Annotated in this window: 19 protein-coding genes; 7 read left to right on the top strand and 12 right to left on the bottom strand. The window is 68.9% G+C overall.

The genetic code is table 11. The features are described 5' to 3' along the window. Positions 1–21: 21 nt before the first annotated feature. The 3 genes from AC07GB_RS03725 to AC07GB_RS03715 all read right to left on the bottom strand — a co-directional run bounded on the left by AC07GB_RS03725 (position 22) and on the right by AC07GB_RS03715 (position 6,960). Positions 22–1,725 carry a protein kinase family protein gene (locus tag AC07GB_RS03725; protein ID WP_478841582.1) on the bottom strand — a complete coding sequence of 568 codons (1,704 nt, stop codon included), beginning with the start codon at positions 1,723–1,725 and terminating at the stop codon, positions 22–24. Between the two features lie 118 nt (positions 1,726–1,843). Further along, positions 1,844–4,492, bottom strand: a complete 2,649-nt coding sequence (murJ, locus tag AC07GB_RS03720) for a murein biosynthesis integral membrane protein MurJ (RefSeq protein ID WP_478841581.1) — start codon at positions 4,490–4,492, stop codon at positions 1,844–1,846. Between the two features lie 47 nt (positions 4,493–4,539). Continuing rightward, on the bottom strand, positions 4,540–6,960 hold the full coding sequence (locus tag AC07GB_RS03715; RefSeq protein ID WP_478841580.1) for a DUF6049 family protein: 2,421 nt from the start codon (positions 6,958–6,960) through the stop codon (positions 4,540–4,542). A gap of 224 nt (positions 6,961–7,184) precedes the next feature. On the opposite strand from AC07GB_RS03715, the gene AC07GB_RS03710 reads away from it, so the two are divergent. Further along, complete coding sequence (locus tag AC07GB_RS03710) at positions 7,185–8,660, top strand: CCA tRNA nucleotidyltransferase (RefSeq protein WP_478841579.1); 1,476 nt, start codon at positions 7,185–7,187, stop codon at positions 8,658–8,660. 103 nt (positions 8,661–8,763) lie between these two features. Here the strand turns inward: AC07GB_RS03710 and AC07GB_RS03705 are convergent, their stop codons facing one another. The 5 genes from AC07GB_RS03705 to AC07GB_RS03685 all read right to left on the bottom strand — a co-directional run bounded on the left by AC07GB_RS03705 (position 8,764) and on the right by AC07GB_RS03685 (position 13,643). Next, positions 8,764–9,537, bottom strand: a complete 774-nt coding sequence (locus tag AC07GB_RS03705) for a hypothetical protein (protein ID WP_478841578.1) — start codon at positions 9,535–9,537, stop codon at positions 8,764–8,766. A 270-nt stretch (positions 9,538–9,807) separates the two neighbouring features. Continuing rightward, a complete protein-coding gene (locus AC07GB_RS03700; protein WP_478841577.1) occupies positions 9,808–10,350 on the bottom strand; it encodes an LppU/SCO3897 family protein in 543 nt (180 codons plus the stop codon). A 127-nt stretch (positions 10,351–10,477) separates the two neighbouring features. After that, a complete protein-coding gene (locus tag AC07GB_RS03695; RefSeq protein WP_478841576.1) occupies positions 10,478–11,734 on the bottom strand; it encodes an MFS transporter in 1,257 nt (418 codons plus the stop codon). A gap of 78 nt (positions 11,735–11,812) precedes the next feature. Then, positions 11,813–12,895 (bottom strand): inositol-3-phosphate synthase, encoded by a 1,083-nt coding sequence (locus AC07GB_RS03690; protein WP_478841575.1) that lies wholly within the window; start codon positions 12,893–12,895, stop codon positions 11,813–11,815. A gap of 58 nt (positions 12,896–12,953) precedes the next feature. After that, entirely contained in the window at positions 12,954–13,643 is a 690-nt protein-coding gene (locus AC07GB_RS03685; RefSeq protein WP_478841574.1) for a PadR family transcriptional regulator, read from the bottom strand. A gap of 373 nt (positions 13,644–14,016) precedes the next feature. Here AC07GB_RS03685 and AC07GB_RS03680 point away from each other — a divergent pair, with 373 nt between their 5' ends. Then, a complete protein-coding gene (locus AC07GB_RS03680) occupies positions 14,017–16,722 on the top strand; it encodes a transglycosylase domain-containing protein (RefSeq protein ID WP_478841573.1) in 2,706 nt (901 codons plus the stop codon). Between the two features lie 205 nt (positions 16,723–16,927). Next, a complete protein-coding gene (locus AC07GB_RS03675) occupies positions 16,928–18,457 on the top strand; it encodes a glycosyltransferase family 87 protein (RefSeq protein WP_478841572.1) in 1,530 nt (509 codons plus the stop codon). Positions 18,458–18,624: 167 nt separating this feature from the next. Here the strand turns inward: AC07GB_RS03675 and AC07GB_RS03670 are convergent, their stop codons facing one another. The 3 genes from AC07GB_RS03670 to AC07GB_RS03660 form a co-directional block, all read right to left on the bottom strand. Next, complete coding sequence (locus AC07GB_RS03670; protein ID WP_478841571.1) at positions 18,625–19,656, bottom strand: alanine racemase; 1,032 nt, start codon at positions 19,654–19,656, stop codon at positions 18,625–18,627. 77 nt (positions 19,657–19,733) lie between these two features. Continuing rightward, positions 19,734–20,855, bottom strand: a complete 1,122-nt coding sequence (locus tag AC07GB_RS03665; protein ID WP_030676906.1) for a lipid II:glycine glycyltransferase FemX — start codon at positions 20,853–20,855, stop codon at positions 19,734–19,736. A 208-nt stretch (positions 20,856–21,063) separates the two neighbouring features. After that, a complete protein-coding gene (locus AC07GB_RS03660) occupies positions 21,064–21,375 on the bottom strand; it encodes a hypothetical protein (protein ID WP_478841570.1) in 312 nt (103 codons plus the stop codon). Positions 21,376–21,684: 309 nt separating this feature from the next. Between AC07GB_RS03660 and rpsF the strand changes: the two genes are divergently transcribed. The 4 genes from rpsF to rplI all read left to right on the top strand — a co-directional run bounded on the left by rpsF (position 21,685) and on the right by rplI (position 23,444). Continuing rightward, the gene (gene rpsF, locus AC07GB_RS03655; RefSeq protein ID WP_006604399.1) at positions 21,685–21,975 is read left to right on the top strand and encodes a 30S ribosomal protein S6; all 291 of its coding nucleotides are present in this window, start codon (positions 21,685–21,687) and stop codon (positions 21,973–21,975) included. Positions 21,976–22,076: 101 nt separating this feature from the next. After that, positions 22,077–22,670: a single-stranded DNA-binding protein gene (locus AC07GB_RS03650; protein WP_467772094.1), complete on the top strand. Its 594-nt coding sequence runs from the start codon at positions 22,077–22,079 to the stop codon at positions 22,668–22,670. Between the two features lie 72 nt (positions 22,671–22,742). After that, complete coding sequence (gene rpsR, locus AC07GB_RS03645; protein ID WP_003949403.1) at positions 22,743–22,979, top strand: 30S ribosomal protein S18; 237 nt, start codon at positions 22,743–22,745, stop codon at positions 22,977–22,979. A gap of 18 nt (positions 22,980–22,997) precedes the next feature. Further along, a complete protein-coding gene (rplI, locus tag AC07GB_RS03640) occupies positions 22,998–23,444 on the top strand; it encodes a 50S ribosomal protein L9 (protein ID WP_478841569.1) in 447 nt (148 codons plus the stop codon). A 298-nt stretch (positions 23,445–23,742) separates the two neighbouring features. On the opposite strand, the gene AC07GB_RS03635 is transcribed toward rplI, so the two are convergent. Further along, entirely contained in the window at positions 23,743–25,080 is a 1,338-nt protein-coding gene (locus AC07GB_RS03635; protein ID WP_478841568.1) for an MATE family efflux transporter, read from the bottom strand. Positions 25,081–25,113 lie beyond the last annotated feature (33 nt).

Below are 25,113 nucleotides of genomic sequence, written 5' to 3'. Positions count from 1 at the left end.
CCCACCGAGACGCGCGGGCCCTCAGGCCTTGAAGCCCTTGAACTGGACGCCCGTGATGCCCTGCCGGAAGCCCGGGTCCCGGTACTGCTCGGCTCCGACCGACGGAACCGCCGTCACCCAGAGGAGTACGTAACGGGCCTTGACCTTGGGGTTCGCCTTGATCTTCAGAGAGGTGCCGGTGGTCTTGCCCTCGCCGATCTTCTTCAGCGAGCTGACCGACCCCCTGGGCGCCATCGAGTCGGCCGCGTACAGCGAGACCGACGTGTGGTCGCCGTCGTACAGGAGCTTGATCGTCGCGTCCGAGAGCGTCTTCTCCGCTCCCAGGTCGTAGACGATGCCGGCGCCGGGCCTGTAGGGGGCCAGGGCCGGGCCCGCGTTGTACGTCGCGGTGCGCCAGAGTTCGGCGCCGCCCTCGGTGGACTTCTTGAACTCTCCGCCCATGCCGCTCGCCTGGGCGTTCTGGATGGAGATCGGCTTGCCGGGCTTGGGCTTGTTCTTGTCGCCGTCCCCGGACGTCTGCGACGTGCCGGAGTCCCCCGACTTGTTGTCGTGGTCCATGAGGGCGTCCGCCAGCTGCCAGCTGCCCAGGCCGAGCGCGGCGATGAGCAGCGCCGAGACCGCCCACTTGAGAGCCTTGCCCGTACGGCTCTGCAACGGGGGCGGCGGGGGCTGGATGACCTGGGTGGCGCCCGGAGGCGGTGTGCCGCGGCCGTACGTGCCCTGTTGGTACGTCGTGCGCTGGTACTCGGGCGGTGCCGTGAAGGCGGGCTCGGGCGGACGGATGCGGGGCATTTCGCCGACGGCCTTCACCAGGTCGTCCGGAGTGGTGCAGGCGGGTTCCTGGCGGGAGGCGGTCGCTCCGTCGTTGGCGAGCGCGCGCATGGACAGCTCGGACAGACCCCGGTGCACCCCGGCGCGGACCTGGTCCGGCGGGATGAGGCCGACGCCCTTGGGGAGGCCGGACAGGCCGTGCGCGTCGTTCTCGTACGGCCAGCGCTGGGTCAGGGCGGCGTACAGGAGGGCGCCGATGGCCTCCGTGTCGGTGCGCTGGGGGGTCTCGGAGGTGATGCCGCGCAGCGCGGCGTTCACGGCGAGTCCGCGGATGCGGTACTGGCCCGAGGAGGTGCGCAGCACGGCGCCGGGCGTCAGCCGCAGATGGGCGAGGCCCTCGCGGTGCGCGGCGGCCATGGCCTGCGCGACCTGGCTGACGAGCTGGTAGGCGTCGTGGGCCTCCAGCGGGCCCGAGGCCAGCAGTGTGGTCAGCTCCGTGGCGTCCGGAAGCCATTCGTGCACCACATAGACGAGGTCGTTCTCCTCGACCGCGTCCAGGACCTGCACGAAGCGCGGGTCGCCGAGGAGTGCCGCGGACCGGGCCGCGGCGAGCACCGAGCGCCCGCGGGGGTGGTCGGCGGGCAGCACGTGTACACCCACCGCCCGGCGGAGCTTCTCGTCCACCGCGCGCCAGCTGCTGAAACCGTCCAGACGGGTGACGCACTCCTCGAGGCGATAGCGTCTGGCGAGCTTGTGGCCGCTGTGCAGTTCAGGGGGCGTGGTCGCCCCGGGCGGACTCGAGGGCCCCTTCGTCTCCGCCGCGCTGTCGTCCGCCGTGTCCCGCTCCCGGGTCTGGGCCACCCCGTCGGCCGTGGACTGCTCCGCCTTCGCGGTCAGCGGCTCGTCGCCGCTGTTGTCTGCCACGTCGACGGCAGCCGTGCTCCGTTCCGCCACCGTCGTTCCTGCCTCCCCATCCGTTGCGCTTCGTCAGACGCCAAAGCCAATTGTGCCCACAGTCCGCCGCTATGCACGACACGCGGTAGCCGTCGATGGTTGTGCGGACCGCCGCGCCTCAGCGTCCCAGGCGCCCCCGTACCGTGCCGACCAGTGAGTTGAGTTCCTGGATGCGCAGGCGCCGCGCGACGAGGAAGAAGACGCCGAACAGTACCGCGCAGCCGACGACCAGCGCGGCCAGCGAGCCGAGGACGCCCTGTCCCAGCGCCTTGGTGATCGCGTACCCGGCCGCGGCGCCGAGAATCGCACCGGGCACCGAGGCGATCACGAGACGGGCGTACGTACGGACCACGTTCGCACCGTCCAGGTCGCCCCCCAGCCGCTTGCTTAGCCGTCGCCAGGCAACGCCCACCCCGATCGCGTAGGCGAGGCCGTACGAAGCGGCCATGCCCGCTACGGCCCAGCGGGCGGGCAGCACCATGTAGCAGAGCGCGGAGGCGGCGGCGTTGAAGGCGGCCACGATGACCGTGTTGTAGAAGGGGGTGCGCGTGTCTTCGTACGCGTAGAAGGCGCGGAGCACGACGTACTGCACGGAGTACGGGATCAGGCCGAGTCCGAAGGCCATCAGCATGTAGCCCATGCGGGTGGCGCCGTTGACGCCGGACGAGCCGAACATGAGCGTGCACATCGGGATGCCGAGGGCGACGAAGCTGAAGGCGACCGGCACGATCGCGACGGCGGAGGTGCGCAGGCCCTGGGAGATGTCGTCCCGGACCGCTCCGGCGTCGCCCTCGTGGGCCGCGCGGGAGAGCCGCGGCAACAGGGCGGCCATCAGGGAGACCGTGATGATCGCCTGCGGCAGACCCCAGATGAGCTGGGCGTTGGAATAGGCCGAGAAGCCGGTGCCGTCCATGCCGGAGTGCTTGACCGCCGCGGTGCCCAGCTGGGTCACCACGATCGCGCCGGCCTGGTTGGCGAGGACGAACAGGATCGTCCACTTGGCGAGCATGGCGGCCTTGCCGAGGCCCTGGCCCTTCCAGTCGAAGCGCAGGCGCGGCTTGAAGCCCGTCTCCCGTAGGTACGGGATCATCGCGAGCGACTGGACGACCATGCCGAGCAGGACGCCGACGCCGAGGAGACGCACGCCGTCGTCCGGGATGGACGTGACGCGCATGCCCGACTTCTCCGAGGTGCCGTACACCCACAGGAACATGCCGAGCGTCGCGATGATGACGATGTTGTTCAGGACCGGCGTCCACATCATCGCGCCGAACTTCCCGCGCGAGTTGAGGATCTGGCCCATGACGACGTGGATGCCCATGAAGAAGATCGAGGGCAGGAAGTAGCGGACGAAGGTGATCGCCACTTCGTTGGCCGCCGGGTCACTGGCGACCGGGGTCGACAGCAGGTGCACCAGGGCGGGCGCCGCGAACCAGCCGACCACGGTGAGGAAGCCGAGCGCCACCATGACGAGCGTGAGGAGGCGGTTGGCGTACGCCTGGCCGCCGTCCTCGTCGTCCTTCATGGCGCGCACGAGCTGCGGCACGAAGACCGAGTTGAGACCGCCGCCCACGGTGAGGATGTAGATCATCGTCGGCAGCTGGTACGCGACCTGGAAGGTGTCACCGAGCAGACCGATACCGAGCGCCGAGACGATCATGGCGGAGCGGACGAAGCCGGTGAGCCGGGACACCATCGTGCCCGCGGCCATCACGGCGCTCGACTTCAACAGGCTGGACGCGCGGCCGCCGGACTTCGCCGCGGGCGCCGCGGGCACGGGTTCCTGCGCCGGGGCCGGCACGGCGGGGGACTCGCCGGGGGGGCGCGAGATGTCGTACTGCTGCGGGTCCTGGTACGGCTGGCCCAGCTGGTTCGGGTCCTGGTAGTAGCCGCCCGCCTGCTGGTTCGCGTACGGGGCGTTCTGGTGGTTCACGTACGGGGTGCCGCTCTGGGGGTAGTACTGGGGGTCGTTCTGCGGATACGCGTACTGCGCGCCGCCCTGCTGGTCGAGGTACGGGACCGCGCCCTGTTGCTGGTCGGCGTACTGTGCCGCGCCCTGCTGCTGGTAGGGGTACGCGCCGCCCTGGTCGTAATAGGCGGCGGGCTGCTGGCCCTGGTACGCGGCGCCCTGCTGGCCCTGCTGTTGCTGGTAGCCGGCGTCCTGCTGGTGCTGATAGCCGCCCTGGTCGGGGTAGCCACCGGGCTGGTACGCCTGGCCGCGCGGGTCCTGCTGGTAGCCGTCGCCCAGGTGCGGGTCCTGCTGGTGGGCTCCGGCGCGCGGGTCGGGGTAGCCGCTGCCCTGCTGGTCGCGGAAGAGGTGGGCGAAGGCGTCCGGTTGGTGGCGCTCCTCGCCGGCCTGGGTGACGAGGTCGTCGACGCCGACGTACTGCGTCGTGCGCGGGTCGTCGCCGTACGGGAGGTGCCGGGTGGCGCCGTCCGGCTCCGGGGGCGGCGGCTGGGCCCACACGCGGGGGTCCGGGGCGTGCTGGGGCGACGGCGGCTGGGCGTAGAGCTGCTGCGGGTCCTGGTACGTGCCGGGCGGGGGCGGGGGGTGCGCGGCACGGTCGTAGAGCGCCTCGGCCACCGGGTCCTGGGCCGAGAGGTCCTGGGCGCGGTAGGGGTCCTGCGCGTAGGCGTCCTGGAGGTAGGCGTCAGGCGCCTGCTGCTGGGGTGCCTGGCCGTCGTCATGAGGTCCTGGCGGCGGGCCCCCGGCAGCGCCGGAGCCGCCCGCGCCCTGGCCGCGCTCACCGTCGTACGGCGCGTTCATGGTTTACCCCACCTCATGGTCCCCGGGCCCACCGGCCACGACATCGCTCAACGGTCCACTCTCTCACCCGTGTGCGACGGCTCGGTGCTTTCGGGAGCGGTGTCCGGGGTCGGGTCACTCGGCTGCTCGGGTTCACCCGTGTCGGGGCCGGCGTCGGGCGCGGGGTCGTCCGTGGCGTCGCCGTCGCCGTCGGGGCCGCCGTCCGGGCCCGCCTCGGCCTGCTGCCGCGCCGCGCGCTTGCGCTGGGTGTACATGCGGAACCCGGCGAGGACGAGGAGCAGGACGCCACCGGCGATGACCAGCATCACCGTGGGGGTGACCTCGGTGACGTTGACGTGGAAGTACACGGGGTCGCCGTACGGCTGGTTGTCCTCGGTGAAGAGCTGGGCGTACACCTGGACCGGACCGTTGGCGTTGGCCGTGGTGGTGAACTTCACCGACTGGGTGTGACCACCGCCCGTGATCTTGACCGGCTGCTCCTCGTAGAGGCCGTCGCCGATCTTCAGACGCGTGGGGTTCGTCGACGTCAGCCGGAGCCTGAGGTGGTCGACGCCTCTGACGAGGTTGTTCTGCACCGTCACCGGGATCGTCGCGCTGCGGCCCGACAGCTTCGCGTCGGACTTCTTGATCAGCGAGACCTGGTGCATGAGGTTGGTCAGATAGCCGTGCACGCTCTTGCGGTAGTCCTGCGCCGCCGTGGCGCGGCCGCGCCACGATGTGGACATCTCGCGGTCCATGGCCCGGCCGAGGGGCGTGATCACCCGGTCCGGCTCGGCGAGGATCATCTTGAAGACGTCGAGCTTGTCCTGGGTGCCCCGGATCTCCTCGAACGCCGACCGGGGCAGCTCCTGCTTGCGCAGGGAAGAGGGGTAGGCGGCCGCCGACGGCACCTGGGTGGTGGCGCCCGGGTCCGGCTTGGCCTTCGCGGCCGCGGACAGGTCCTGCGGCGTCGACCAGCGCTCGTCGTCGAGGGCGGTCAGCGCCTTGGCCATCGCCTGCGCCTGGCTCGTGGTGGGCGTGCGCTGCGGGGCGACGACGATGTTGCGCTGCTTGCTGTCCTGCAACGTGATCATGAAGCTCTGGGCGAGGAACTCCTGGACCGCGAGGGTCGCGTTCTCCGACCGCGTCATGTCGCCCTGGAAGGCCGTGGAGAGCCGGGCGTCGGCGACCACGGCGGTGGTGCCGCCGCCGATGGGGCGGGCCGCGTTGGGTGTGTACAACAGGCCGTGGGTCTCGCGCAGGCTGTCACTGCGGGCGATCACGCGGTGGGCGCCCGCCGACGTGGCGACGTCGACGACCGAGGGGTCGACGGCACCGTCGGCGGGCCAGGCGAAGTCGGTCGTCGGCTTCACGAAGAGGATGTCGCGCACGGCCTTGGCGCCGACCTCGGTGGCCTCCTTGAGGTGGCCGAGGGACCCGGAGACCGCCTTGCCGGTGTGGGCGAGCGAGGCGAGGTCGGGGTCCGCGAAGGGCAGCGCGACGACCTTCCTGCCCTTCACCGTCTTCTGCAGCTCGGTGAGCCACTGCTTCGCGACCGACTGGTAGCGGCCGGGAACCGTCGTCCCGCCCGGCCCCTCGACCTCGTATTCGTCCGCCATCGCCTCGACGGAGACCAGCAGGTCCGGGTCGACGACCCAGGTGACGTCGAGCTGCTCGCCGAGCGTCACCAGCTGTTCGAGGCGGCCGCCCGGCTGGATCTCCTTGGCGAGGTCCTCGTTCTTGAAGACGGGCGTCTGCTGTTCGTCGGAGCGCGTCTGCGCGGTGAGGTGCGTGGTGGAGATGAGCGGCCACAGGTACGTGGTCTTCGTCTTCGTGTCCGCGGACCCGTCCTGCCACGGCAGGAACGTCCGCTCGATGCCGAGCACCTGCGGGTACGGCTGGGCCGCCGTCTGGCCCGTCAGCGACACACCGAGCTGATAGACGCCGTCCATGCCGAGATCGAGGGCACTGACGGGCACGGAGATGCTGAAGTGCTGCGGGACGCCCGGGGCGAGCTTGGCGATCTTCTCGACGTACTTGCCGCCGACCTCCGTGCCGTCGCTCCCCGGCTGGAACCCCTCGCGCTCCGCGGCCGTGTCGATCGCGGTGCGGCTGCCGAGGGGAGGAGCGACGCGCAGGCCGACCCGCGCCGCGGTCACCGGCTGGCGGCCCTCGTTCGTGACCGTGCCGGAGACGGTGACGGTGTCGCCCTTACGAGGCGCGCTGGGCGTCAGGGCGTCCAGGGAGACGTCAACGGTCCGGGACCCCGTGGCGGCGGCCTTGAGGCCCGTCCGCACGCCGTGGGCGGCGCTCTTCACGCCCGTGGCCGCGGCCTTCACGTCCGGCGTGGCGGCGACCGCGGAGGAGCCCGCGGGCACCTGGAGCAGACCGGCCAGCAGGGGCGCTCCGGCCAGCAGTGCCGTTGTGCGCCGGAGCCACCGGCGGGCAGGTGAGGGGGTGGTCCCCGGGAAGTCTGCCGCCTCGGCCACGCGTTGCCCGTCCCTCGTCGTCGTCAGTGTCGGTGGTTGTCGGATGCTGCGTCCACGCATGGTAACGAGGCGCGCCGGGCCTGAGTGCCGCGGACCACTCCACAAGATCGGAAGACCGCGCCCGGCGGGCCGCAAGGGCCGAGGTGAGCGCTGTGGACGGTCTCCGCGGTGGCCGGGGAAATCGGGGCGGCCGCGGGGCGCCGGGGCACGTACCCTTTTCTGTTGTGCCGAACGCCAACGAAGACAACCCCCGTGCCCTGAGTCAGGTGCAGCAGCGTGCCGTGAGCGAGCTGCTGCGCGTGTCCCCTGTCGCAGACGACCTCGCCCGCCGCTTTCAGGAGGCCGGGTTCTCGCTCGCCCTGGTCGGCGGTTCGGTCCGGGACGCCCTCCTCGGCAGGCTCGGCAATGACCTGGACTTCACGACGGACGCCCGCCCCGAGGACGTACTGAAGATCGTCCGCCCGTGGGCGGACGCGGTCTGGGAGGTCGGGATCGCCTTCGGCACGGTGGGCTGCCAGAAGGACGCCCGCGTGGACGGGGCCGAGCAGCGCTTCCAGATCGAGGTGACGACATATCGATCGGAGGCGTACGACAGGACCTCCCGCAAGCCCGAGGTGTCGTACGGCGACTCCATCGAGCAGGACCTCGTGCGCCGCGACTTCACCGTGAACGCCATGGCCGTGGCGCTCCCGGAGAAGGAGTTCATCGACCCCCACGGAGGTCTGGACGACCTGGCGGGGCATGTCCTGCGCACCCCCGGCACCCCCGAGGAGTCCTTCTCGGACGACCCGCTGCGGATGATGCGGGCCGCGCGCTTCGCCGCGCAGCTGGACTTCGACGTGGCCCCGGACGTCGTCGCCGCGATGAAGGCGATGGCCGAGCGCATCGAGATCGTGTCCGCCGAGCGCGTCCGTGACGAGCTGAACAAGCTGATCGTGGCCGCGCACCCCCGCAAGGGCCTCGCCCTCCTCGTGGACACCGGCCTCGCGGCCCACGTGCTGCCGGAGCTGCCGGCCCTGCGCCTGGAGCGCGACGAGCACCACCGGCACAAGGACGTCTACGACCACACCCTGATCGTCCTCGAGCAGGCGATGGCCTTGGAGACGGACGGCCCGGACCTGACGCTGCGGCTCGCCGCGCTGCTGCATGACATCGGCAAGCCGAGGACGCGCCGCTTCGAGCAGGACGGCCGGGTCTCCTTCCACCACCACGAGGTGGTGGGCGCCAAGATGACCAAGAAGCGGATGACGGCTCTCAAGTACTCCAACGAGCTGGTCAAGGACGTCTCCCGGCTGGTGGAGCTGCACCTGCGCTTCCACGGCTACGGCACGGGCGAGTGGACGGACTCCGCCGTACGCCGGTACGTACGCGACGCGGGTCCGCTCCTCGAGCGCCTGCACAAGCTGACCCGCTCCGACTGCACGACCCGCAACAAGCGCAAGGCCAACGCGCTGTCCCGGGCGTACGACGGCCTGGAGGAGCGCATCGCCCGCCTCCAGGAGCAGGAGGAGCTGGACGCGATCCGCCCCGACCTCGACGGCAACGAGATCATGGAGATCCTGAGCGTGGGCCCGGGCCCGGTGATCGGTCAGGCCTACAAGTTCCTGCTGGAGCTGCGCCTGGAGAACGGCCCGATGGAACGGGACGCGGCGGTGACGGCGCTCAAGGGGTGGTGGGCCGCGCAGGGTACGGAGGGTTGACCGCTGGGGTGGGGTGCTGTGTTTCACGTGAAACACAGCACCCCACCCCAGCAGCAAGCGGCACGGTTCGGGAAACCTGATACCTGTTGCCTTGTTCTGGCGGCTACGCAGTCTTGAGAGTTCCCGTGGTGGTGCCGTAGATGTTGGACTGAATCGTCTGCTTCTTGTCTATCTGCCAGATTGTTCCCTTGTATTTGATGCTGCCCTCCCAGACGATGGCAGCGTTTGCATGGTGGCCTCCGCTGCAGCTGCCCCCCACTGGGCACCATCCCCAATTGCTTCGCCATGTCTTCGGTATGCCCTTGGAAATGTCGACGGTGCCGCTGTAGTTCCGCTTCGAACCATCGGCGTAGTTCACCTTGGTGATGTCTCGGCCGTTGGTGTGGAAGTTCATCCAGATCTTCAACTGGAGGAACTTGATTCCGAGCAGTTTGAAGTTGGACGTGTACGTGACTGTGTGGTTTCCCTTACGAAGCGGCTTCGACTTCTTTTTCGTTGTCAGCCCAGTCACAGTGCGCTTGGACTCAACGGCGACGTCACCGTTTCTCAGTGAACTTGAGTAACTGAAGTTTCCAGAAGCGTCAGCCATTTTGTCGGTCTGGCCTGACGCTTGGTTCAGAATCTCCTTGAGGAGGGAGGGGTCTTGAAGGTAATTGACGAACTGCTTCTGCTGATTCGGCTTGAGGGCTTGAAACTCTGAGAGGGTTTCTGACGCTCCCGCCTCATCAGAGTGGCGGAGGTAGTCCGCGTAGGCGGCCGGACTTTGGGCCGGGCTGATTCGAGTGGGTTCGACAGCTGATGCCTGGCCGACAGAGCCTGCAAGGATTGAGCAAGTCCCGAGTGCTGCGGCCAGCCATCGGGCAGTGTGACTCTTCATGAGTGTTCCCCCACGTTTCGAGTAGTGCAGCTTCTGTCATCTGCGTGGCGGGAGGTCGGCCCCGCCGGTAGCGATCTTCGTGACAGATGATCATGATGGCAAATCGGTTGGAGCGGTTCACGATGGAGGCTGAGGCTCGCCAGCGGCTGACGCGTGGTGCTGGGGGCAGAGTCGGTCATGTCGAACCGCGAAGGGCGATGTTTCACGTGAAACATCGCCCTTGAGTGTGCGCGGACCTCGGGTCACAGGAGTGCGAGGGTGTGCGGGGGATCAGGACCCAGACGGTACGTACGGCTTCAGGCAGAGAGTGAAGTCATCGCCGCCGCCCGTCTCCCGGTACTCGGCGTACTTGGTGCGGTCGCAGGACCCGCTGTCCTTCTTCTCCATGACCTTGTACCTGGCCTTCTTGTCGCCGCAGTCCACGATCTTCAGGCCCGGTTTGGTGGAGCTCTCCGGGTTACTGATGCTCATGCAGTCGCCGACCTCGGCTGCGGCGGCCTCGTCCTGACCGGCGATGACGGCCGTGACCACGAGGCCGACGACCGCGGCGAGGGCCACGCCGATGAATATGAACTTCTTCTTGCCCTTGCGCGGGGCCGCCGGGTCCGGGCCGCCCTGGTAGAAGGGGACGCCCTGCTGCGGCACACCGATGCCCTGCTGCGGCGCGCCCGGGTGCTGCGGGTACGGCGGAGGCGTCTGGCCGTAGGGGGCCGCGCCCTGGGGCTGCGGAGCACCCGGGCCCTGCGGCTGGCCGTAGGGCTGCTGGCCCTGGGCGAATGGGTTCTGGCCCTGGGGCGGCGGCGGAACGGACACGGGGATCCCCCTAGAAGAGAGCAGGACGAAGGGAAAAGAGCGCGAGGGCGCGAAAGACCTCCGTAAGTTATCCGTCTCCCGCAGGTAAGACGAAGCTCAGCGGGCCTCTGTGGCATTGATGTGACACTTACTGGGCGTCAAACCTGGCCATAGCGCCAGCAATTGCCGCGTAGACCAGTGCCATCGAGGCAACCAAAGGGACTGATTTGCCGTCCGGGGGCAGCATCAGCGCCGCCACGCCCGCCGCCCCGACGAAGGCGACGTTGAAGAGCACGTCGTACAGGGAGAAGATCCGGCCGCGGAAGCCGTCGTCGGCCGCCGACTGCACGACCGTGTCCGTGGCGATCTTCGCGCCCTGCGTGGTGAGCCCGATGACGAACGCGGCGACGAGTATCGGGCCCGGTGCGAAGGGCAGCAGGAGCGCGGGGGCGAGCACCGCGGCGGTGGCCGCGCAGACGACCATCCAGCCCCGCGCGCCGAACCTCCCGACGGCCCACGGCGTCACCACGGCGGCCGCGAAGAACCCGGCGCCGGAGACCGCCACGGCGATCCCGAGCAGGGCGAGTCCGTCGTCGTCCGTCGACGACCACGCGTAGCGGCACAGCATCAGCACCATGACGGTCAGGGCCCCGAAGCAGAACCGCATCAGGGTCATCGACACCAGGGCGTGGGCGGCCGTGCGGCGCTCGGCGAGGTGGCGTACGCCCGCCAGAAGCCCGCGTGCGGTGCCGGCGAGCGCCACCCCCAGACGTGGTTGCACCAACTCCTTCTCGGGCCCGAGCAGTGCCCGCGGCATGCGCAGGGAGGCGAACGCCGAACACAGGTAGAGCGTGGCCCCGAGGAGGACGACGGCGGCGTCCGAGTCCGCGGCGACGATGCGGACGACGAAGGCGAGGCCTCCGCCCGTCGTCGCCGCGAGCGTCCCGGCGGTCGGTGACAGGGAGTTGGCCATGACCAGGCGGTCGGCGTCCACGACGCGCGGCAGCGCCGCCGAGAGACCCGCCAGGACGAAGCGGTTGACGGCGGTGACGCACAGCGCGGAGGCGTAGAAGAGCCAGTCGGGCGCGCCACCGAGCATCAGGACGGCCGTCAGGGATGCCAGCGCGGCCCGCAGGACGTTGCCGTACACGAGGACCTGACGCCGTCGCCAGCGGTCGAGCAGGACGCCCGCGAACGGGCCGACGAGCGAGTACGGCAGCAGCAGGACCGCCATCGCGGAGGCGATTGCCGTGGGAGAGGTCTGTTTCTCCGGTGAGAAGACCACGTACGTGGCGAGCGCGACCTGGTAGACGCCGTCCGCGCCCTGGGAGAGCAGGCGTACGGCGAGCAGCCGCCGGAAGTCCCGAAGGCGCAGCAGAACGCGCAGGTCACCGACGACAGCCATGGCGCACAGCCTCACATACGAGAAGGGTCCCCGGGCCGACGACCCGGGGACCCTTGGCAGGTCAGGTGTTCAGCGCGGTCAGCGCTCGACCTCGCCCTTGATGAACTTCTCGACGTTCGCGAAGGCCTCGTCGTCGAAGTACTGCACCGGCGGGGACTTCATGAAGTACGAGGACGCCGACAGGATCGGGCCGCCGACGCCGCGGTCCTTGGCGATCTTCGCGGCGCGCAGGGCGTCGATGATGACACCCGCCGAGTTCGGGGAGTCCCAGACCTCGAGCTTGTACTCCAGGTTCAGCGGGACGTCGCCGAAGGCGCGGCCCTCGAGGCGGACGTACGCCCACTTGCGGTCGTCGAGCCACGCCACGTAGTCCGACGGGCCGATGTGGACGTTCTTTTCGCCCAGCTCGCGGTCGGGGATCTGCGAGGTGACGGCCTGCGTCTTCGAGATCTTCTTGGACTCGAGGCGGTCGCGCTCCAGCATGTTCTTGAAGTCCATGTTGCCGCCGACGTTCAGCTGCATGGTGCGCTCGAGGCGGACACCGCGGTCCTCGAACAGCTTCGCCATGACGCGGTGCGTGATGGTGGCGCCGACCTGGGACTTGATGTCGTCACCGACGATCGGGACGCCGGCCTCGGTGAACTTGTCCGCCCACTCCTTGGTGCCGGCGATGAAGACCGGCAGGGCGTTGACGAAGGCGACCTTGGCGTCGATGGCGCACTGGGCGTAGAACTTCGCCGCGTCCTCGGAACCGACGGGCAGGTAGCAGACGAGGACGTCGACCTGCTTGTCCTTGAGGACCTGGACGACGTCGACCGGGGCCTCGGCGGACTCCTCGATGGTCTGGCGGTAGTACTTGCCCAGGCCGTCGAGGGTGTGGCCACGCTGGACCTGCACGCCGGAGTTCGGCACGTCGCAGATCTTGATGGTGTTGTTCTCGCTGGCGCCGATGGCGTCCGCCAGGTCGAGGCCGACCTTCTTCGCGTCGACGTCGAAGGCGGCGACGAACTCGACGTCACCGACGTGGTAGTCGCCGAACTGGACGTGCATCAGGCCCGGGACCTTGCTGTCCGGGTCGGCGTCCTTGTAGTACTCGACGCCCTGGACCAGCGAGGCGGCGCAGTTGCCCACGCCGACGATGGCTACGCGAACCGAACCCATTCCGGTTGCTCCCTGTGTGATCTCGGTATTCCGGATGGCACCCCGCGAGTGCGGGGTGTCACTTGGCGGTGTCACCGGACGTATCCGGCGGCGGGTTGTCCTCCCGCCGCCGGGGCAGGACGTCCGACTCCCCAGATGTGCTGTTCTGCTGAGCGGAGCTCCCGGAACCGGACCGTTGCTGGTCGCGGCCCGCGCGCTCGCTCTCGATGAGCTCGTTCAGCCAGCGCACTTCGCGCTCCACGGACTCCATTCCGTGGCGCTGCAGCTCAAGCGTGTAGTCGTCGAGGCGCTCCCGGGTGCGGGCCAGGGAGGCGCGCATCTTCTCCAGGCGTTCCTCCAGGCGGCTGCGGCGGCCCTCGAGCACCCGCATCCGCACGTCCCGCGAGGTCTGGCCGAAGAAGGCGAAGCGGGCGGCGAAGTGCTCGTCCTCGTACGCGTCGGGGCCGGTCTGCGAGAGCAGTTCCTCGAAGTGTTCCTTACCTTCCGCTGTCAGCCGGTAGACGATCTTGGCGCGGCGCCCGGCGAGCGGAGCCGCCGCCAGGGCCTCCGCGGTGGCGGTTCCCGACTCCTCGATCAACCAGCCGTTGGCAACCAGTGTCTTCAGGCAGGGGTACAGCGACCCATAGCTGAAGGCGCGGAACACACCCAGTGAGGTATTGAGCCGTTTGCGCAGCTCATAGCCGTGCATCGGGGACTCGCGGAGCAGGCCGAGGACGGCGAACTCGAGGATGCCGGAGCGCCTGCTCATGGTCTCCTCCTGTCTGTCCCGGTCTGACTCGCACGGCCTTTATGCCGACCTGATGTATCGACTCGATACATCACGACGATAGAACGACGTGCCTGCTGCGACAAGAGGGGGAACGGTGAACGGCGTCACATCACCGATTCGTAGGAAGTAACTTGCCTGATTTGGGGTGAACTTCAGCGCTAAGTGGGTTTTGACGGTGCGTAGTCTGTGCGCCATGCATACCGCCGGGAACCAAGTGACGTGAGGTGGCGTTACTGTCCCGGTGCCGTACGGACGAGTGCCGGAATGGACTCGTCAGTACGTCGGGGGGACCGGAAACCAGCTGCCGTTTCCAGGTGCGGACCACCGCGCCTGCCCGAGGAGTAGTCGTTCGATGAGCGAGCACCGTCGCAAGCCGCCGCAGGGCGGCGGACGCGCCGCGGCCAGGCGGGGCGCGTCCGGCGCGCCGTCCGGCCGTCGCGCAGCACCGCGAGGCGCCACCGGATCGCCGCCTTCGTCGTACGGACCTTCGTCGTCGTACGAGTCCGGCGCCCCCGAGGACGAGGAGCGGTCCCACGGGGGGCGCGCGGAGGCCAGGCGCGCCGCCCGCAACGCCTCCGTGGGCGGAGGCCGACGCCGGGCGCCGGAGAGCGGCGGACGCGGCCGCGGGCGGGGCTACGGCCCTCCCAAGAAGCGCTTCATCGACTATCCGCGCGCGGGCCGGAGCGGGCCGCGCCGCTGGATCCCGTCGTGGCGCCTGGTCACGAGCCTGATCGTCGGTTTCTTCGGCAGCCTCCTTGCGGTCGCGGGCATCGCGTACGCGCTCGTCCAGGTCCCTGAGGTCGCCAACGCGGCCAAGGCGCAGAACAACGTCTACTACTGGGCCGACGGCTCACAGATGGTCGCGACCGGCGGGGAGACCAACCGGCAGATCATCAAGTACGAGGACATCCCCGAGGCGATGCGCAACGCCGTCATCTCGGCGGAGAACAAGACCTTCTACAAGGACAAGGGCGTCGACCCGATGGGTATCGCCCGCGCCGTGGTGAACATGGCCAAGGGCGGCCAGACCCAGGGCGGCTCGACCATCACGCAGCAGTACGTGAAGAACGCCCGGCTCGACGACCAGTCGCAGACGTTCAGCCGGAAGTTCAAGGAACTGTTCATCTCCATAAAGGTCGGCCGGACCGTCAGCAAGGAAGAGATCATGGCGGGGTACCTCAACACCGCCTACTACGGCCGCAACGCCTACGGCATCCAGGCCGCCGCGCGCGCCTACTTCGGCAAGGAGGCGCAGAAGCTGAACCCGAGCGAGTGCGCCCTGCTCGCCACGGTCCTCAAGGGCGCCACCTACTACGACCCGGCGGGCTACCCCGAGATCGACCCCTCGGCCAACTCGCAGGCGAACACCGAGCGCGCCAAGAAGCGCTGGGCGTGGATCCTCGACGAGGAGGTCAAGGACGGCAGCATGGACGCCGCCGAGCGGGCCAAGTACACCGAGTTCCCGACGCCGCAGAACCCGCGCTCGAACGTCAAGCTGAGCGGCCAGATCGGCTACCTGGTCTCGCTCGCCAAGGCGTACGTCGTCAACAACACCAACATCTCCGCCCGGGAGCTGGACCAGGGCGGCTACGAGATCCACACGACCTTCAGCAAGAAGAAGGTCGCGGCGCTCGAGAAGGCTGTGCAGAAGGTCCGCAAGGAGAACATCAAGCCCAAGCTGCGCCCGGACAAGGACAAGCACGTCCAGTTCGGTGGTGCCTCGGTCAACCCCGATACCGGTGCGATCGAGGCCATCTACGGCGGTGAGGACGCGACCAAGCACTTCACCAACAACGCCGACACGACCGGCGCCCAGGTCGGCTCCACGTACAAGCCCTTCGTGCTCGCCGCGGCCTTCAAGAACGGCATCCGAAGCAAGACCGGAGGCCCCGAGCAGGACAACAGCCAGCGCACCATCATCGACCCGAAGAGCCTGTACAGCGGCAAGAACAAGCTGAAGATCCAGAACTACGACGGCACGGTCTGGACGGACAAGGACGGCAAGGAGTGGTTGCAGGCCAACGACGGCCAGCAGTCCTACAACCCGCCGACGTACAAGATCGACTTGCGTGAGGCGATGCGGGAGTCGGTCAACTCCGCCTACGTCCAGCTCGGCATGGACGTCGGGCTCGACAAGGTGAAGGCCGCGGCCATAGACGCGGGCCTGCGGGACGACGACTCCATGGCGGGCGCCACTTATCCGTCCTTCTCTCTCGGTACGTCGTCCCCGAGCGCGATCCGGATGGCCGGCGCGTACGCCACGTTCGCGGCCAGCGGCAAGCAGCACGACCCGTACTCGGTGAAGGAGATCGAGAAGGAGGGTCAGACGGTCTACCGCCACCGCTCCAGGGCCAAGTCCGCCTTCGATCCCGCGGTGGCGAACAACGTCACGGATGTCCTGCGCACCGTCGTCGAGAAGGGCACGGGCACCTCCGCCAAGCTGCCCGGCCGGCAGGTGGCGGGCAAGACCGGTACGACCGACGGCAACAAGTCGGCCTGGTTCGTCGGCTACACCCCGCAGCTGTCCACGGCGATCAGCATGTACCGGATGGACGACGACGAGACCAACAAGAAGCGCAAGTTCCTGGAGATGTTCGGCACGGGCGGCCAGGAGAAGATCCACGGCGCCTCGTTCCCCGCCGAGATCTGGCAGGACTACATGGCCGTCGCGCTCAAGGGCCAGCCCGCCGAGAGGTTCCCCACGCCGGAGCCCATCGGCGAGATCGTCGGCCAGCCCGTCGTGCCCACGCCCACGCAGACCGAAGAGGAAGAGGAGCCGAGCGACTCCCCGACGCCCACGCCTACGGAGACCAAGTCCTCCTCGCCTCCCACGACGAAGGCCCCCGACCCGACGGACACCTGCAAGCACGGGAACCCGTCCTGTGAGGACGACGGCGGTGCCTCGGAGGGCGGGGACGACAACGGCGGCGTCATCGGTGATCCGGGCGGTGAGTCACCACCGCCCACGGGTGACAACGGCGGCAACGGAAACGGCAACGGGAACGGACACAACGGCAACGACGGAGGAATCTTCGCCGGCCCTACCGGAGGAGACTGACCGCCGAGCACGCCGCGTGTTTCACGTGAAACAAGGCCGCCGCACCCTCGTGGTGCGGCGGCCTTGTCCGTCCCTGAGCGTCCGGTGGAGCACATTGGCCTGCCCGCTGTGGCGTCCTTGAGGCCCGTCGCCGCCCGGCTGAGGGCCTCGCACGCCGACGGGGCGCGTTGGTGCTTCCAGGGTCTGACAGGGTCCGTACGGCAGGATGTGCGCCATGCCCAGCGCAGAGAAGACGCCCCCCACACGCGCACATCCGCCCCTGAGCGAGCGGGTGCCGCAACCTGTGCTTCCCACGAAGCAGGACGAGGTCGCCGCCTCCGGCAGTGAGCTGATCGGCGGGCCCATCGGCCGCAGAGCACTCCTCATGGCGACCTGGTGGACGCCCGTGCGCGTCATCGCACTGGTCGCCCTCGGCATGTTCGCACTCGGCATGGTGCAGAAGGCCCCGTGCTACAACGGCGCCTGGTTCGTCGGTGCCAGCTCGCAGTACACCCACGCGTGCTACTCCGACATCCCCCACCTCTACCAGGGCCGCGGTTTCGCCGACGGGCTCACGCCGTACTTCGACAAACTGCCCGGCGACATGGAGTACCTGGAGTACCCGGTGCTCACGGGGCTGTTCATGGAGGTGGCCGCCTGGCTGACGCCGGGCAGCGGCAGCCTGCAACACCAGGAGAAGTTCTACTGGATGGTCAACGCCGGGATGCTGATGGCCTGCACGGCCGTCATCGCCGTCTGTGTGACGCGCATCCACCGGCGCCGCCCCTGGGACGCGCTCCTGGTCGCCCTGGCGCCCGCCTTCGCACTGACGGCCACGATCAACTGGGACCTGTTCGCCGTGGCCCTCACCGCCGCCGCGATGCTGATGTGGTCGCGCGGGCGCGCGGTCGCCTTCGGCATCCTGCTGGGGCTCGCGACGGCTGCCAAGCTCTATCCCGCGCTGCTCCTCGGCCCGCTGCTCGTGCTGTGCTGGCGCGCGGGCAAATGGCGGGAGTTCGGGAGCGCGCTCGTCGCCACCACGGCGGCGTGGCTGGTGGTGAACCTGCCGGTGATGCTGCGGGCACCGGACGGCTGGGCGAAGTTCTACAGCTTCAGCCGGGAGCGGGGCGTCGACTTCGGCTCGTTCTGGCTCATCCTCGCCCAGCGCATGGACGACCCGCCGACCACGGACACGGTGAACAAGCTGGCGATGGTGCTCATGCTGCTCGCCTGCCTCGGCGTCGCCGCGCTCGGCTTCACCGCCCCCAGGCGCCCGCGCTTCGCGCAGCTGGCCTTTCTGGTGGTCGCCGCCTTCATCCTCACCAACAAGGTCTACTCGCCGCAGTACGTGCTGTGGCTGATCCCCCTCGCCGCTCTGGCCCGTCCGCGCTGGCGGGACTTCCTGATCTGGCAGGCGTGCGAGGTCGCGTACTTCCTGGGCATCTGGCTGTACCTCGCGTACACGACCAGCGGTGACGCCCACAAGGGACTGCCGACCGAGGGCTACCAGGTGGTCATCGCCGTCCACCTGCTGGGGACGCTGTACCTGTGCGCCGTGATCGTCCGCGACATCCTCCTGCCGGAACGGGACGTGGTGCGGCGGACCGGTGAGGACGACCCTTCGGGCGGGGTCCTGGACGGGGCGCCGGACGTGTTCGTACTCGGTCCTGCCGGGCAGTCACCGCGGTACGACGGGGTGCGGGCCGGTGAGGAGACGTACGTGAAATGGGGGACGGCAGGAAAGCGTTCGCCCTGAGCGAACACGTTGATCCCGGATGGCGGTGCCGAAGCGGTCGTGGGGCCATGGCCGCGAAGGGCTCGAACGCCGAGGGGCCGGCAGGGGAAAGGGCCGGGTGCGAGAGGTCTCGCGCCCGGCCCTTTCACCGTTCAGGGGCGTGCCCTTCGGCATGGATGCCGCGTGGGTCAGCGGTCGACGATCCGGTCGAACTGCGTGGTCGTGTGGCGCAGATGGGCCACCAGTTCCTCGCCCACCGTCGGCTCCGGCGCGTCCGACGGCACGAACAGGATCGACACCTGCATGTGCGGCGGCTCGGCGAACCAGCGCTGCTTGGCGCCCCAGACGAACGGCGAGAGGTTGCGGTTCACGGTCGCCAGGCCCGCGCGGGCCACGCCCTTCGCGCGCGGCATCATCCCGTGCAGCGCCTTCGGCGCCTCCAGGCCGACGCCGTGCGAGGTGCCGCCCGCGACGACGACGAGCCAGCCGTCGGACGCGGCCTTCTGCTGCCGGTAGCCGAACCGGTCCCCCTTGGCGACGCGCGTCACGTCCAGGACGGAGCCCCGGTACTCGGTCGCGTGGTGGTCGCCCAGCCACAGGTGCGTGCCGATCCGCGCCCGGAAGCGGGTCTGCGGGAACTGCTGCTGCAAGCGAGCCAGTTCATCGGCCTTGAGGTGGCTGACGAACATCGTGTGCAGCGGCAGCCGAGCCGTGCGCAGCCGGTCCATCCAGCCGATGACCTCGTCGACAGCGTCCGTGCCGTCGGGGCGGTCGAGGGGCAGATGGATCGCGAAGCCCTCGAGGCGCACGTCCTCGATGGCGGCGTGGAGATGCGGCAGGTCCTGCTCGGTGATGCCGTGGCGCTTCATCGAGGACATGACCTCGATGACGACGCGGGCGCCCACGAGCCCGTGCACGCCGTCGAGCGACGACACGGAGCGGATGACGCGGTCGGGCAGCGGCACGGGCTCCTCGCCCCGCCGGAACGGGGTGAGGACCAGCAGGTCGCCGCCGAACCAGTCCTTGATCCGAGCGGCTTCGTAGGTCGTGCCGACGGCCAGGATGTCGGCGCCGAATCGCGTGGCTTCCTCGGCGAGGCGCTCGTGGCCGAACCCGTAGCCGTTGCCCTTGCAGACCGGGACGATGCCTGGGAACTGGTCAAGCACGTGCTTCTGGTGTGCCCGCCAGCGCGCGGTGTCGACATAGAGCGTGAGCGCCATGGCTGGTCCCGGAACCTTTCTGGTGGCTGCGGTGTAACAGAGATATGGAAGGAATTACGGAAGACGACTGCGCGGGATCAGCGACGCGACATGTAGATGTCGAGCGCCTTGTGCAGCAGCTTGTTCAGCGGGAAGTCCCACTCGCCGACGTACTCGACGGCCTCGCCGCCGGTGCCGACCTTGAACTGGATCAGGCCGAAGAGGTGGTCCGTCTCGTCCAGCGAGTCGGAGATGCCGCGCAGGTCGTAGACCGAGGCGCCGAGGGCGTAGGCGTCGCGCAGCATCCGCCACTGCATCGCGTTCGAGGGCCGCACCTCGCGGCCGATGTTGTCGGAGGCGCCGTAGGAGTACCAGACGTGACCGCCCACGACGAGCATCGTCGCCGCCGAAAGATTCACGCCGTTGTGGCGCGCGAAGTACAGCCGCATGCGGTTGGGGTCCTCGGAGTTGAGGGCCCGCCACTGCTGCTGGAAGTAGCTCAGCGGCCGAGGGCGGAACTTGTCGCGGATCGCCGTGATCTCGTAGAGGCGCTGCCACTCGGGAAGGTCGTTGTAACCGCCCTGGACGACCTCGACACCGGCCTTCTCGGCCTTCTTGATGTTGCGGCGCCACAGCTGGTTGAAGTTCTTGAGGACCTCGTCCAGCGAGCGGTTGGCCAGCGGCACCTGGAAGACATAGCGGGGCTGCACGTCACCGAAGCCGGCGCCGCCGTCCTCGCCCTGCTGCCAGCCCATGCGGCGCAGCTTGTCGGAGACCTCGAAGGCACGCGGCTCGATGTGCGTGGCCTCGATGTCGCGCAGGCGCTTCACGTCGGGGTTCTGGATGCCCGCCTTGATCGCGGGGGCGTTCCACCGGCGGATGACGACCGGCGGGCCCATCTTCACCGAGAAGGCGCCCTGCTTCTTCAGGTGCGCGAGCATCGGCTGGAGCCACTCGTCCAGGTTCGGCGCGTACCAGTTGATGACCGGACCCTCGGGGAGATACGCGAGATAGCGCTTCACCTTGGGCAGTTGGCGGTAGAGCACCAGGCCCGCGCCCACCATGTGACCGGTCCTGTCGTCGAACCAACCCAGGTTCTCCGAACGCCATTCACTCTTCACGTCTGCCCATGCGGGGACCTGGCAATGGCTCGCCGAGGGCAGGCTCTGGATGTACGCCAGATGTTGCTCTCGGCTGATGGTCCTCAGGGTCAGGCTCATTCGCGGCGCTCCTCGGGCTGGTGTGTCCCCATGGGTACAGGGGCTCCGGCTCTAGCGCCGAAGCCTACTGCGCCCTGCGAGCGCCCCGTCTGGGCGTATCGCACCTTCGCCCCTGGCCTGTCTCTGACCAGGGGTGGTGCCGGCCGGTCAACGGCCGATTCGGAGGGGGCCGCGCGGCCGGGGAGTGCTCATCCTCGGCCGCCGCCGGTCACCAGAGTCCGCCGAAGAGGCCGCCGTGCGCCATGCCGAGGAAGAAGCCGATCGCGCAGGCACCGAGACCGACGATCAGGAAGAAGCGCTCCCGCGTGGTCACCGAGATGAACTGCCCGTACGCACCGGTGAAGATGCCGACCAGGCCGGTCCAGGAACTGAGCAGATGGAGGTTGTGGAACATCGCGGACACGAAGGCGATGGCGCCGAGGATCAGCGTCACGCCGAGCAGTGTGTCCTGGAGGGGATGGGGCTTGCCGTCGGTGGCGAAGAGAGAACCGGCGGTGTCGCGTCGCAATGTCTGTGCCATGGAGACACCTCCTGCGGAAAGCAGCGCATCGTAGCGCCATACACACCCGATGTGTACAGATTCTGCCCTCCCACCGACGGATTTCAACCGGAAGCCTAGGTGCGGGTAGTCTGTACCGTCTGCACCGGTGTCTGCCCAGGCCAGTCACTGATCCGTCACTGACTGGTACAGCCACACGGCACGGCTCCCCCTCGGACCTCCGCTCGGGGCGGTCGATTGTCAGTGGCGGCCGATACCGTTGCGTACGCATCACGACCCTCCTGCCACGGAACGACCGTGGCCGCTGAGTCCAAAGGAGGTGGGTTCCACATGCGTCACTACGAGGTGATGGTCATCCTCGACCCCGATCTCGAGGAGCGCGCTGTCTCCCCGCTGATCGAGAACTTCCTCTCCGTCGTCCGTGAGGGCAACGGAAAGGTCGAGAAGGTCGACACCTGGGGCCGTCGTCGTCTCTCGTACGAGATCAAGAAGAAGCCCGAGGGCATCTACTCGGTCATCGACCTGCAGGCCGAGCCTGCGGTCGTCAAGGAGCTCGACCGCCAGATGAACCTGAACGAGTCGGTCCTCCGGACCAAGGTCCTCCGCCCCGAGACCCACTGAGCCAGCCGGCTCAGACCCGTTGAGCCGCGAGGCTCGGCGGCACTCGGGATTCGAGTAGCAGCACCAGCAGCCAGCAGCAAACCCGCCGAGAGGTTCCCCCAATGGCAGGCGAGACCGTCATCACGGTCGTCGGCAATCTTGTCGACGACCCCGAGCTGCGCTTCACCCCGTCCGGTGCGGCGGTCGCGAAGTTCCGCGTCGCGTCCACTCCCCGCACCTTCGACCGGCAGACCAATGAGTGGAAGGACGGCGAGAGCCTGTTCCTGACCTGCTCGGTCTGGCGTCAGGCGGCGGAGAACGTCGCCGAGTCGCTCCAGCGAGGCATGCGCGTCATCGTGCAGGGCCGGCTGAAGCAGCGGTCCTACGAGGACCGTGAGGGCATCAAGCGCACGGTCTACGAGCTGGACGTCGAGGAAGTCGGCGCCAGCCTGAAGAACGCCACGGCCAAGGTCACCAAGACCACCGGTCGCGGCGGCCAGGGTGGGTACGGCGGCGGTGGCGGCGGTCAGCAGGGCGGCGGCTGGGGCGGTGGCTCCGGCGGCGGTCAGCAGCAGGGCGGCGGCGGTGCTCCCGCCGACGACCCCTGGGCGACCGGTGCGCCGGCTGGCGGCGGCCAGCAGGGCGGCGGCGGTGGCGGCTGGGGCGGAAGCTCCGGCGGCTCCGGCGGCGGCTACTCGGACGAGCCCCCCTTCTAGGACCCAGGGCCCCGCGCCCGGGACGAGAAGGCGGGTCGTACCCACACTTCTTGATCACACAGGAGAAACACCATGGCGAAGCCGCCTGTGCGCAAGCCTAAGAAGAAGGTCTGCGCGTTCTGCAAGGACAAGGTCACGTACGTGGACTACAAGGACACGAACATGCTGCGGAAGTTCATTTCCGACCGCGGCAAGATCCGTGCCCGCCGCGTGACCGGCAACTGCACGCAGCACCAGCGTGACGTCGCCACGGCAGTCAAGAACAGCCGTGAGATGGCGCTGCTGCCCTACACGTCCACCGCGCGATAAGGGAAGGGTGACCGACACATGAAGATCATCCTCACCCACGAGGTCACTGGCCTCGGTGCCGCTGGCGACGTCGTCGACGTCAAGGACGGCTACGCTCGCAACTACCTGATCCCGCGGAACTTCGCGATCCGCTGGACCAAGGGTGGCGAGAAGGACGTGGCGCAGATCCGCCGCGCCCGCAAGATCCACGAGATCGCGACCATCGAGCAGGCCAACGAGATCAAGGCCCAGCTCGAGGGCGTCAAGGTCCGCCTGGCCGTCCGCTCCGGCGACGCCGGCCGTCTCTTCGGCTCCGTCACCCCGGCTGACATCGCTTCGGCGATCGAGGCCGCCGGTGGCCCGAAGGTCGACAAGCGCCGCGTTGAGCTGGGCGCGCCGATCAAGACGCTGGGCGCCCACGCGACGTCCGTGCGTCTGCACCCCGAGGTTGCCGCGAAGGTCAACGTCGAGGTCGTCTCTGCCTGAGTGCCGCGTTAGCGCTGCGCTTCGCAGGATTGCGCGAGAGGGCCGCACCTATGGTGCGGCCCTCTCGTCGTGCCCGGACAGGGTTCAGCCAGGGCCTGCCAGACGTCAGCGCGGGATTGTGGTGCACACGGGTCCGCTGGGGGCTTCTGTCAGTGGGCCCTTGCTGGAACGTCCTGCTGCGGTCGCGACCCGCCGGCTGTGTATGAGGCTGCGACCCAACGCCGCGTATGCGTCTGCTTCGGCCGCCGCTCAGGAAACGGCGCTCAAACCGAGCGCACGTTTCACGTGAAACATCGCCTCAGCGCGTGGCCCCAGTGACGATCCAGCGGCCCGAGCGGGAGCGCAGCCACAGGGTGAGCATGCGCACGGTCATCATGAGCGTCATCGCGACCCACAGGGAGGTCAGCGCTCCGCCGAGCGTGGGGACGAGCAGGGCCGCGGGTGCGAAGACCGCGAGGGTGATCAGCATGGCCCAGGCCAGATACGGCCCGTCTCCCGCGCCCATGAGGACGCCGTCGAGCACGTAGACGATGCCGCAGATCGGCTGGGCGAGGGCTATCACGATCAGGGCGGGCAGCGCGGCGTCCTGGACGGCGGTGTCGCTGGAGAAGAGGGGGACGAACACGGGCCGGGCCAGGACGACCAGCAGGCCGAGGACGATGCCTGAGGCAACGCCCCACTGCACCATCCGGCGGCAGGCGTCACGGGCGCCCTGGGTGTCACCCGCTCCCAGATAGCGGCCGATGATGGCCTGCCCGGCGATGGCGATGGCGTCCAGGGCGAAGGCCAGCAGGCTCCACAGGGACAGGACGATCTGGTGAGCGGCTATGTCGGCGTCACCGAGCCGTGCCGCCACGGCGGTGGCGATGATGATGATGGCCTTGAGGGAGAGTGTGCGGGCCAGAAGAGGGACGCCCGCCTGTGCGCACGCCCTTATGCCTGCGGCGTCCGGACGCAGCGAGGCGCCGTGGCGCCGGGCGCCGCGGACCACGACGGTCAGGTAGACGGCGGCCATCGCGCATTGGGCGAGGACGGTGCCCCAGGCGGATCCGGCGATGCCGAGGCCCGCTCCGTAGACGAGGAGTACGTTGAGCAGGCCGTTGGCGACGAAGCCGCCGATGGCGACGTACAGCGGTGTCTTGGTGTCCTGGAGGCCGCGCAGGACGCCGGTGGCGGCGAGGACGGCCAGCATCGCGGGGATGCCGAGGACGGAGATCCTCAGATAGGTGACCGCGTACGGCGCGGCGGAGTCCGAGGCCCCGAAGAGGCCTACGAGGGCGGGTGCTGTGGGCAGGGCGACGGCGATCACGGCCACGCCGAGCAGGAGGGCGAGCCAGATGCCGTCCATGCCCTGCCGGATGGCGGCCTGGAGGTCACCGGCGCCGACACGTCGGGCAACGGCGGCGGTGGTGGCGTACGCGAGGAAGACGAAGACGCTGACGGCGGTTGTCAGGAGGGCCGAGGCGATGCCGAGGCCGGCGAGCTGAGCGGTGCCGAGGTGGCCGACGATGGCACTGTCGGCCATGACGAAGAGCGGCTCGGCCACGAGCGCGCCGAAGGCGGGAACGGCGAGTGCGACGATCTCGCGGTCGTGTCGTCGCCGGGCGGCCTTGGGCGCCGCGGGAGCCTGTGTCATGAGCACCAATCTAATCTTCCACAGGTAAGAGAT

This window comes from Streptomyces sp. NPDC045778, assembly GCF_056431945.1.
This window is presented reverse-complemented; position numbering and strand designations above follow the sequence as displayed.

Bases quoted from the DNA above. Each gene is read 5' to 3' on its own strand.
- murJ (WP_478841581.1), bottom strand. From the start codon at position 4,492: ATGAACGCGCCGTACGACGGTGAGCGCGGCCAGGGCGCGGGCGGCTCC.
- AC07GB_RS03705 (WP_478841578.1), bottom strand. From the start codon at position 9,537: ATGAAGAGTCACACTGCCCGATGGCTGGCCGCAGCACTCGGGACTTGC.
- AC07GB_RS03695 (WP_478841576.1), bottom strand. From the start codon at position 11,734: ATGGCTGTCGTCGGTGACCTGCGCGTTCTGCTGCGCCTTCGGGACTTC.
- AC07GB_RS03690 (WP_478841575.1), bottom strand. From the start codon at position 12,895: ATGGGTTCGGTTCGCGTAGCCATCGTCGGCGTGGGCAACTGCGCCGCC.
- AC07GB_RS03685 (WP_478841574.1), bottom strand. From the start codon at position 13,643: ATGAGCAGGCGCTCCGGCATCCTCGAGTTCGCCGTCCTCGGCCTGCTC.
- AC07GB_RS03680 (WP_478841573.1), top strand. From the start codon at position 14,017: ATGAGCGAGCACCGTCGCAAGCCGCCGCAGGGCGGCGGACGCGCCGCG.
- AC07GB_RS03675 (WP_478841572.1), top strand. From the start codon at position 16,928: ATGTGCGCCATGCCCAGCGCAGAGAAGACGCCCCCCACACGCGCACAT.
- AC07GB_RS03670 (WP_478841571.1), bottom strand. From the start codon at position 19,656: ATGGCGCTCACGCTCTATGTCGACACCGCGCGCTGGCGGGCACACCAG.
- AC07GB_RS03665 (WP_030676906.1), bottom strand. From the start codon at position 20,855: ATGAGCCTGACCCTGAGGACCATCAGCCGAGAGCAACATCTGGCGTAC.
- AC07GB_RS03660 (WP_478841570.1), bottom strand. From the start codon at position 21,375: ATGGCACAGACATTGCGACGCGACACCGCCGGTTCTCTCTTCGCCACC.
- rpsF (WP_006604399.1), top strand. From the start codon at position 21,685: ATGCGTCACTACGAGGTGATGGTCATCCTCGACCCCGATCTCGAGGAG.
- AC07GB_RS03650 (WP_467772094.1), top strand. From the start codon at position 22,077: ATGGCAGGCGAGACCGTCATCACGGTCGTCGGCAATCTTGTCGACGAC.
- rpsR (WP_003949403.1), top strand. From the start codon at position 22,743: ATGGCGAAGCCGCCTGTGCGCAAGCCTAAGAAGAAGGTCTGCGCGTTC.
- rplI (WP_478841569.1), top strand. From the start codon at position 22,998: ATGAAGATCATCCTCACCCACGAGGTCACTGGCCTCGGTGCCGCTGGC.
- AC07GB_RS03635 (WP_478841568.1), bottom strand. From the start codon at position 25,080: ATGACACAGGCTCCCGCGGCGCCCAAGGCCGCCCGGCGACGACACGAC.